The sequence below is a fragment of the Sodaliphilus sp. genome (genome assembly GCF_045598405.1).
GTDB lineage: Bacteria > Bacteroidota > Bacteroidia > Bacteroidales > Muribaculaceae > Sodaliphilus > Sodaliphilus limicaballi.
Genome location: NZ_JAZLLZ010000076.1, coordinates 1 through 9504 on the forward strand (window position 1 = coordinate 1; position 9504 = coordinate 9504).

A 9504-nucleotide genomic window follows, 5' to 3' on the forward strand; every position below is an offset into this window, starting at 1 on the left:
AGAAAATACTTTTATTATGATTTTTATGTTTAGAAAATAGCTTGCTCTGCAAGCAAAATGGAATTACCTCATAGCTAGTGTATTATCATTTTGAGGACAGAGTCCTCCATTTTAAGGGAGGTTCGCTGGTCGCGGCACGGGCTTTGCCCACTTACCGCTGCTCACTCCCTTGAGCACGGTTCTTGGCGTGAGCCATATAAACTAAAAAATTCATTTTCTTTTTTTGTTCTATACCAAGCCCCGGTTATACCAAAGTGTCGTAACTGACAGTGTTTGGAGAAGTTAGTACGACTCTCGCAACTTTAACCGGACAGCAATATTTCTAAAATATTAGTGTACGGTAAAAACGTCGGAGACGTAAGAGGCTCGGTTCACATGGAGCTGGCTCTCCGAGCCGCCGACATCTTCGATGTCACAAAGCAAGCCCCCTATGATTAAATTTGTTATAATATATTTGTTATCAACAAGTTCTGGCTTATTTTCTTTTTTTTAGGACAACACTTTCTAGTCTTTATGGATTAGTACAGGAGGCCGAATTGCCAGAGGGGGATGACGTTTAGGTAGCCGGCCTCGATGTCGGCTTTCACGACGTAGGCGTCGGGGATGCCTGTTATCTGCTTTTGCTTCTTGTTGCGCCCGCCCACTTCAAATGTGTAGTTGCCAATCTGGAAATCGGCTATGCTTGATGTGACCACATCGTGTGCGACGCGAGTTTGGTTCAAGAAGAAAGTCTCTCGCACATTGCCCACGTCGGCTTTATTTTGAGTGAGCATGTGCATCAATGCAGTATTATCAAGATAGACTTTATCAACTTTACCTAACCCCCTAATGCCACCAGTATCATCACGCAGTTGCATGACTAAACCAGCCTTCTCCATATATACAAACCAATCGGGCAAAATATTGCGGCTAACCCCCAAAACCTGTGCTATAGAAGAAATTTTAGGTTTAAAAGGTACGCTTTCAGCCACAATATTAATCAATCTTTTCAGTTTGCGAATGGCAGCAACCGTCATTTCGGTATATTGAGGAATGTCAACCTCCAAGGTTTTGTTTACAACTTGCATCAACCTGCGCTCAAACTTAGGCTCGTCAGAGAAAGGATAATAACCCGTTCTAAGATATTCTTCAAAGTGGGCGCAAGGTCGGAATGTATCAGGCAATGTAAACTTGTGAGACAGTATTTCTGCCAGAGTCAACACAGGCAATTTCATCCCATGGTATAATTCCATATATTCCCTGAACGACAATCCTTGCATATCATAAGGCACGACACGACGGCTCAAGTCGGCCTCTCCCTCCTCTATGTCAAGAATACTTGAACCAGTGAAAACGACTTTCAGTTTTTTGTGATAATCATATATGAGTTTGAGTTCACGGCTCCAATCACTGTATTTATGTATCTCATCAATCATCAGCACTTCCCCTCCCATGCGCACGAACTCATCGGCAAGGTCAACAAGCGTGTGACCAGAGAAATACAAATCATCAGCATTGACCAGCAGCACCGAGTCACGGTCAAGCGTTTCCTTTGCTCGTTGCAGCAACAATGTTGTTTTGCCAATTCCACGAGGTCCCTTGAGCCCTATCAACCTGTCATTCCAGTCAATCGTGTCCCACATATATCGATGAAAGACCGTTGGAGTGTCGGCTAGCATTGACGTGAATCTATTTTGTAGTTTTTCCATCGCTATCTAAATTTTGCACTATTTTCAGTGCATCTTTCAATAAAATTTGCACTATTTTCGGTGCAAATATACAACATCAATGCTAATCACACAAATTATTTTATGTTTTTGCACTGAATTTAGTGCAGTTTACGGCATTTTTTTCACTATTTTTAGTGCAAACCACCTTAAAAGATTACGACTAGGGACAGGTGGTGGGGGGCGGTGGTGAGGGTGGCATGGACTGGATGGCGGGTGGGATTGCCGGTGAAGAGATAGACGAACTCGTTGACAGGATCCACTAGCCAAGCAACAGTGTGGCCGAGCAGGCTGCTTCCGCACAGTCGGTAGTTGCTGGCAACGATGCTGCGCTTCACCTTGTAGAAGCACTCCCCTATCACGCTGCCCACTACTGGAGTGATGATGAGGTCCTGTATAGACGGATATTCCATGAATGCCTCGATGCCGTATTCCCAAAAGAAGGTCGAGACGGCGGCCGAGTAGAGAGCGCTCTGCCACATGTTGAAGCCTCGTGAACGCGCCGACATGAAGTAGGCAGCACCGCCATAGGGGTGGAGCACGTAGTCGAAGACGACATTATCGTGATCCCATCGTGGCCCTCCGCTCACATGTTCCCACCATCGCTCGAACAGAGGGGTGCGGTGCAACTGCGCCTTGTTCCATGCAGTAGCGTCTTCGGGCAGGAGTTCGAGCACTCCCAGAGTGACGAAACCTGCGCCATAGAGTGCGGCAGTGTTGTAGGCAAGTCCGCGCCAGTCGGGCATGGAGATGGTGCGAGAGTAGGCGAAGTCATATATAGTGAGCTGCACACTGTCAACATCAACCGAGACACTATCGGCAACAGGCTGGGGATTTACACTCATGCCGATAATCATTATTGCTGCTATCAAGACAAGAAGTCGTTTCATTTACCATTTTTTCGGGCAAAGGTAAGTAGAGTGCAGCATTACATGGTGTCTTATTTGTCATGAAACATTATCCGTTTTTCGACATAGGCGATATGCACCACTCACCGGACAAAATCAACCACTAATTGCTTCATTTTCTCGATTTGGGTATAAACAAAAGTAGCAACTTTACCTTAATTTACATATATGCGTATATTTGGACTTCTCTATATGCCAAAAAGCAGTTTATATAATCAAAAAGTAAACGATTTTATAAAATTAATTGGGCAAAAAACGGAGTTTTTAACTTATTTTTGATACCTTTGCAGTAAAAGACTACGAGTCCCCCAAAACCAGTCGTAAACATTTGAACGACTCCAAGTGCTTGGCGACTCAAGTGAATATACATTTGATATATGCTAGATTTCGTCATTCAAAATACAAACAAGTTTATTGCTTCGGTTCCTAAATCGAAGCGTAAACAATATGGGCAATTCTTTACGTCAAAAGCATCGGCTAAGTTCATGGCTGAGCTATTTAACGTAGATTTATCTTTGCCAGAGATAACACTTCTTGATGCTGGTTGCGGAACAGGTGTTTTGACAGCAGCATGGATTGACATGGTGCGTAAGCTTGGTTACGATGGCATGATAAAAGTGACCTGTTATGAGACGGATACAACGGTAGTACCTATATTGATTGAGAACTTGGAGTACATTAAAGAGCTTTGCCATATTGAATATGAAGTCAAAGTAGAGAACTACATAACCACTCAACATTTTGAACAAAACATGCTGTTTGGAGATGAACCACAGCAATACGACTACATTATTGGCAATCCCCCTTATAAAAAAATTCCTAAGGATGCTCTTGAAGCCAAATCAATGCCTTCTGTGTGCTATGGTGCTCCAAACTTGTATTCGCTATTCTGTTGCATGGGTATCCGCAACTTGAAGGATAATCAAGAGATGGTTTACATCATTCCTCGTTCGTGGACATCAGGTGCATACTTCGAATATTTTCGTCGTTATCTCTTTGATAATTGTGTTCTTACAGACATTCATTTGTTTGAAAGTCGCGATAAGGTGTTTGACGGAGAATCAGTACTTCAAGAAACTATAATAATTAAGTTGAAAAAACAAAGGCAGAAGCCCACTACGATTAGAATGACTACATCGTCAACATCGGATTTTTCTGACCTCAAGGCTTTTGACGCACCATACGATGCTGTTGTTGCCAAGAATCGTTATGTATTTCTTGTGACTAACAAAGAACAAGCTGATGTATTAGAGAAGGTGAACAAGATGCCGGCAACCCTTCCAACTATCAATATGCCGATGAAAACAGGCTTGATTGTTGATTTCCGTACTCGTGAAGTGTTGCGAAACGAAATGGAAGAAGGTTGTTATCCTCTTTTGTACTCTCAACACATCAAAGATGGTCGTGTGATTTGGCCGCAAGGCAAAGAAGGTGAATGCATTTTTACAGATAAGAAAGCTTTCCTACAAAAGAATGACAACTATTTGCTGGTTAAGCGTTTCACTGCCAAAGAAGAGAAACGCCGTTTACAATGCGGCATTTATCTAAAACAACGCTACCCTCAGTACGAATATATAAGTACGCAAAATAAAGTGAATTTTATTCAATGTGACTCGCCTTGTGTGACTTATGGATTGTATGTACTTTTGAACTCTACCTTATACGACGCATATTATAGGATTCTCAACGGATCTACCCAGGTCAACTCTACGGAGATAAACTCTATGCCTGTGCCTGAACGTAGTGTAATCGAAGAAATGGGACGAGCACTCATGCATAAAGAACTAACAGAAACGAATTGTAATCAGATTATAGAACAATGGATAAGATAACCAAAGCAAAACATATTCTCAAAGCAATAGGATTACCTGAACGTCAGCAAGCTGATCTTTGTGCACTGTCTCTTCTTGCCCTTGCTGGCATAAAAAAGTCATTAGCATGGAGTTCCGCAACTAATGAATGGATAAGGATTCATGACATAATAGCTTTCGTTAATAAGAACTATGGAACCAAGTATGCAGAAAATTCACGCGAGACATTCCGCAAACAAGCACTTCATCATTTTCGTACAGCAGCCATTGTAGAGGACAACGGTTTGGCAACCAATAGTCCTAACTATCGTTGGCGCCTGACGGAAGAATTTCTTTCGGTGCTTCAAGCAAATGCGACAGCTTCATGTATTGCCGAATTTAATAGCAAGCACGAACGCTTGATTGATGTTTATGCATCAAAGAAGCGTATGGAAATGATGCCCGTCAAAATCAACGGTATAGATTTTACTTTCAGTACTGGCAAACATAACGAATTACAAAAGGCTATTATTGAACAATTCGCTCCTCGATTCGCTCCCAACTGCGAATGTTTATACGTTGGCGACACAACAGAAAAAGATCTGGTTAAGAATGTTGAGCGTTTGTCTGAACTTGGTTTTGCAATCACTCTTCACGACAAAATGCCTGACGTTGTACTCTATTGCGAAGACAAAAACTGGATTTACTTTGTGGAATCGGTAACCTCGGTAGGTCCTATGGATCCGAAACGTATTGTAGAAATCAAGTCAATGACAGAGAATGTAGCAGCAGGAATGATTTATGTAACGGCATTCCATGATTTCAAAACATACAAGAAATTCTCAGAGCAACTTGCATGGGAAACTGAAGTCTGGATAGCAGAAATGCCCGACCACATGATTCACTTGAATGGTGATAAGTTCTTAGGACCAAGATAAAGTTTCTTATATGAACAAGTTCCTCAACTCTTCCTTTACCATATAACGACATTGTCAATACCTATTCTCTCCTTATGCTGTTTTATTTATTCTGTTAATGCGAGATTGTGTCAAAGAATGATGCCATCAATGCAATAAGAACCATTCATAATGTTTAATAACGAAGCATCCTGCTGCGGGAAGGTGCAGCAGGATGCTTTGTAGATGGGATTAACAGGATTATTATTTCAAAATCATGTTGATGAGTGTATTCACGTCGGTAATATCTACCGCACCGTCGCCGTTGACATCGGCACGTCCGCTGTATTTAGCAGCATTATCATGGCCCAGGATGATGTTGATGAGTGTATTCACATCGGTAATGTCAACAGCTCCGTCGCCATTGACGTCGCCAGGAATGCTTGCATACTGGTCGGTGATGTCCTTAACGGTGAACTTGTTGGTCAACGATGAGATTTCAAAATAAGTATCCTTGTTGAGACCTGTGATGTCGATGGTCTGGCCACTATTGTCACCCTTGTTGAAGATGATATTGAAAGTGTAGCCATCGGTTGCGATGTCGAATGTGTGATAGTAGAATGTATCGCCATTGATCACCTTGGTCGCTGTCTGCTTCTCGCCAGGCCATCCTCCCAGGAGCTGGGTGTTGCTGCCTGCCCATGCATAGAAGTAAACGTTGCTCCAGTTGTTGGGCTCGGTGGTGGGATCTTTGAGATAGATGGTAGCTGTGTAGGGCTTGAAACCATCGAAGATATACTCGCGAGAGATCACGCTGCGCACAGCCCCCTCGAAGAGGACACCGGCTGTGAGCACTGTGTTCTTGGTGAACGTGAGCTTGAGCTGACCGGTTGCAGTCTTGCTGTCGGCAGTGGGACGAGTGCCGTCGGTGGTGTAAACGATGGTTGCATTAGCATCGCTAGCCTTGACGGTTACCTCAACCTGATCCTCATAGTGGCCGCTATCCTTGTCGATGGTTAGCGTGGGAGCAGGAGACTCGTAGTTAGTCACTTCGTGGTCGTAGTTGCCACTGATGTAGTAACCGTGGTTCTTATAGGTAAGGTCGGCTGTCTGGTTGCCCTCAACAACGAAGATGATGTTAGCGGGAACGGTGGTGAGAGGTCCGTCGTAAGTCCACTTGTAAATCTTGCGGGTCTTGTCGGCATTGGTACCCATGAGTTCCATCTTCTGACCGGGCCAGCTGCCGCCGGTGTAGTTGCCAGCATCGCCCCATACCCAGGTGGTGATGGTGTTGGCAGTGAGGGGAGCCTCGTAGAACACGCTGTAATCGTCCTCATTCACGATGGGAGTGTAAGGATCAAGGTCGATGGGATCAACGGGGTCGTTGCCGCCACCGCCGGTGATGTACTTAGTGTCGGGGTCGCCATCCTCTTCGTGGCCGTCCCATGAAAGGACAGAGCTTGAAGGCTTGGTGTTGCCATAGAGGAAGGGTTCATCCTCGCCAATCTTGCCAGGGCCGTTGAGCACATAGATGCGCATGTTGCCCTTGCCGCTGAATGAGCCGGTGTTGAGGGTACCGTTAGTAACGGTGATGGTGTTGCCAGTGACAGCGTCGGTGTAGGTACCGTTGAGCACACCAGTGAATGTGGCGCCGCCGTTGAGAGCAACGAGAACATAAGAATCAACCTTGTCGTCGGTGTAACGGCGCTTGTAGGCGTAACCGTTTCCCGAGCAGCCGCTGGTGCTGTACTGTCCCTTGCGCAATGCAGGCACAGCGGCACGAATCTGGTTGAGTCGCTGCAAGTGGCGTGCGAGAGGATAAGAAAGAGTTGCCTTAACGTTGCCGCTAGCGCTCTTCACCTGGCCGAAGTCGCTAACCTCGAGGTCGCCAGTGAGGTAACCGCCGTAGTAAGCACGTCCGGTCTCGCTGAGAGCCATCTCGGGACCCTTGTCGATGATCTGTCCCTTGCGGAACTCAATCTCGCTGCCGTAGTAAACACAGGGGATGCCACGGAATGTGAACATGAACGACATGTTCTCGGCCCACTGCTCGGTGCCGCCATTGAAGCGGACGCCGTCGTTGGGACCGGGACAATAGTCGTGAGAGTCAACGTAAACCACATTATAAGTAGCATCGTTGTAGTAGTTGTCGCTGCCGAAGAGACCCCAGATGTTGCCCACGCTGTTGAAACCATAGTGCACGGGGAAGTCGATGATGTTGAGTCCGCTAGCCTGGCTGTAGTCGGGCTTGTGGTAGTTGTTGCCGTCGAGCCAAGCATTGTTGCTCTTGGGCTGTGAGCTAGAGCCGCCGCTAGTAGCTGCCTCCTGGAGGCAAAGCTTCTGGTTGTCGAGAGTAGCGGGGTCGGTGCTCTCGTAGATGGCTATTTTGTCCCAATAAGTGCCGTCGTTGTTCCACTGGCTGCGGAGCGCAGCAGGACTCTGCCATGTGTAAAAATAGGGAGAGAGAGCGGGCTGGTCGCGATAGGTAACGCTACCCTGGAAACGTGCGCACACCTCGGCATACATATAGAAGGGGCAACCGTTCAAGCGCTTGTGCTTGTACTGCTCGCCCAGCGCCTGGAACGCAGGCACGAATGTGGTGTTGAAAGTGAGTCGGCTGATGTGACCGCCGGTATCGATGCGGAAACCGTCAACACCCATCTTGATGAATGAGCCGTAACAGTCGATGAGGTAGTTATAGGTCTGGGGGTTCTCGGTATTGAGGTCAACGCAGTCGCCTGCAATCTGTGCCCACCAGCGGTTGGGTTCGTCCCAGTTGAAGTTACCGTAGTGATGCCACAGGTTATGGTTGTCATGATTCTGGTTGTCGGTATTCTTCATCTTGGTGAGACGATCGCTATACTGCTGTCCGCCAGGGAGGTTGTTGTAGTTGTCCTGGAGCTTGCCGCCATTCTTCTTGGTGAAGGGGATCATGCACTGGCTGAGGTCGCTCTGGGGCTTGCTGTAGTCGCGGTCGAAGAGTTTGCACAGGTTGCCCTCGCCGAAGTTACCGGTGTGGTTGAGCACGATGTCGAGGATCACCTTCATGCCGCGTGCGTGAGCAGCGTCGATGAGGTCTTGGAAGTTGCAGTCCTCGCTCTCGTATCGCTTGTCAACCTTGCTGAAGTCCATAGCATGATAGCCGTGGTAGTCAAAACCTGAGCCATTCTGAACAATGGGGGTCACCCACACAGCGGTGAATCCCAAAGCCTTGATATAATCAAGCTTCTCAATAAGGCCTTTGAAGTCACCACGCCAGTTGGGATCCTGCTTGCCAGCATCCTTAGCGCCGTCCCAGCAATAGGTGTTGTTACTCTTGTCGCCGTCGTAGAAACGGGTTGTCATCACAAAGTAGATGGTCTCGTCACGGAAATCAGTGCGATCACCTACAAATGCTGCCCATGATTGCATTGCAACCAAGCACAACAACAGTGTAGCGAAAATCTTTTTCATTAAAATTAAAGTTAGGTTTATTTAAACAGTAAGTAAGTAAATAATAATCAGCATCCTTTATTGCACACCATGTGCAATATCACAGTTTACCGCTGCAAGCTGGGCAGAGGCCTTTAACCACATAGTTGACAGTAGCCATCACATATCCCTGAGGCAAGTCAACTGGTGGAATAGCGAGTGCAGGAAGACAAAAAGTCTTCATGCAACGCTCGCAATAGAAATGCACATGAGTATCATCGTCGTGCTCATCATTATGACTCAGGCACAACTCGTAACGCGTGCCCTCACTGCTCTCAAGCGAATGAACAAGGTGGTGCTCCTTAAACAAAGCCAGAGTCCTGAAGATGCCACTCTTGTCGATAGTCCCTATCTCGTCCTCCAATTCTGAAAGCGAGTAAGACCCGTCGTGACGCGACATGGCTTGAGCCACAACAATGCGGTTAGCTGTGGGACGCACACCATGGTCGGTAAGCAGTTTTTCAATCTCCTGTGAATTCATCATGTGCAAAAATAAACAATTTCAACGCAAAGCAACGATTATCCTTCAATGCATATCTAATTATATCTATGCAATCGTTTTCGCATTTTTTTTAGATCACAAAAAATTATAATTCAACTTTCGCAAGTTGCTAACTTGCTCAATTTGAAAGGTTATTGGTTATTGTTTATTGGTTATAGAAATGTTACCATTATAGCATTTGGGAAGTTAATAACCTATAGTATCAAAACATACACTTCATTAACCTTTAAC

At 45.8% G+C, this 9504-nt stretch carries 6 protein-coding genes; 2 read left to right on the top strand and 4 right to left on the bottom strand.

Features of this window, described 5'->3' with window-relative positions; translation table 11 throughout:
* Positions 1-518: 518 nt before the first annotated feature.
* Together ACKI3C_RS06130 and ACKI3C_RS06135 are read right to left on the bottom strand one after the other, a co-directional pair.
* Positions 519-1688 carry an ATP-binding protein gene (locus ACKI3C_RS06130; protein ID WP_407403104.1) on the bottom strand — a complete coding sequence of 390 codons (1170 nt, stop codon included), beginning with the start codon at positions 1686-1688 and terminating at the stop codon, positions 519-521.
* A gap of 167 nt (positions 1689-1855) precedes the next feature.
* The gene (locus tag ACKI3C_RS06135) at positions 1856-2596 is read right to left on the bottom strand and encodes a DUF3943 domain-containing protein (RefSeq protein ID WP_407403106.1); all 741 of its coding nucleotides are present in this window, start codon (positions 2594-2596) and stop codon (positions 1856-1858) included.
* 395 nt (positions 2597-2991) lie between these two features.
* Between ACKI3C_RS06135 and ACKI3C_RS06140 the strand changes: the two genes are divergently transcribed.
* Together ACKI3C_RS06140 and ACKI3C_RS06145 are read left to right on the top strand one after the other, a co-directional pair.
* Complete coding sequence (locus ACKI3C_RS06140) at positions 2992-4446, top strand: Eco57I restriction-modification methylase domain-containing protein (protein ID WP_407403109.1); 1455 nt, start codon at positions 2992-2994, stop codon at positions 4444-4446.
* The gene (locus tag ACKI3C_RS06145; protein WP_407403111.1) at positions 4434-5342 is read left to right on the top strand and encodes a BsuBI/PstI family type II restriction endonuclease; all 909 of its coding nucleotides are present in this window, start codon (positions 4434-4436) and stop codon (positions 5340-5342) included. Before ACKI3C_RS06140 ends, ACKI3C_RS06145 begins: the two co-directional genes overlap by 13 nt.
* A 222-nt stretch (positions 5343-5564) precedes the next feature.
* Here the strand turns inward: ACKI3C_RS06145 and ACKI3C_RS06150 are convergent, their stop codons facing one another.
* Together ACKI3C_RS06150 and ACKI3C_RS06155 are read right to left on the bottom strand one after the other, a co-directional pair.
* Positions 5565-8753 (bottom strand): alpha-amylase family glycosyl hydrolase, encoded by a 3189-nt coding sequence (locus ACKI3C_RS06150; protein ID WP_407403113.1) that lies wholly within the window; start codon positions 8751-8753, stop codon positions 5565-5567.
* A gap of 79 nt (positions 8754-8832) precedes the next feature.
* Positions 8833-9252: a Fur family transcriptional regulator gene (locus tag ACKI3C_RS06155; protein ID WP_407403115.1), complete on the bottom strand. Its 420-nt coding sequence runs from the start codon at positions 9250-9252 to the stop codon at positions 8833-8835.
* Positions 9253-9504 lie beyond the last annotated feature (252 nt).

Coding starts and splice junctions, on each gene's coding strand:
- ACKI3C_RS06135 (WP_407403106.1), bottom strand. CDS start 2,596: ATGAAACGACTTCTTGTCTTGATAGCAGCAATAATGATTATCGGCATG.
- ACKI3C_RS06150 (WP_407403113.1), bottom strand. CDS start 8,753: ATGAAAAAGATTTTCGCTACACTGTTGTTGTGCTTGGTTGCAATGCAA.
- ACKI3C_RS06140 (WP_407403109.1), top strand. CDS start 2,992: ATGCTAGATTTCGTCATTCAAAATACAAACAAGTTTATTGCTTCGGTT.
- ACKI3C_RS06145 (WP_407403111.1), top strand. CDS start 4,434: ATGGATAAGATAACCAAAGCAAAACATATTCTCAAAGCAATAGGATTA.
- ACKI3C_RS06155 (WP_407403115.1), bottom strand. CDS start 9,252: ATGAATTCACAGGAGATTGAAAAACTGCTTACCGACCATGGTGTGCGT.
- ACKI3C_RS06130 (WP_407403104.1), bottom strand. CDS start 1,688: ATGGAAAAACTACAAAATAGATTCACGTCAATGCTAGCCGACACTCCA.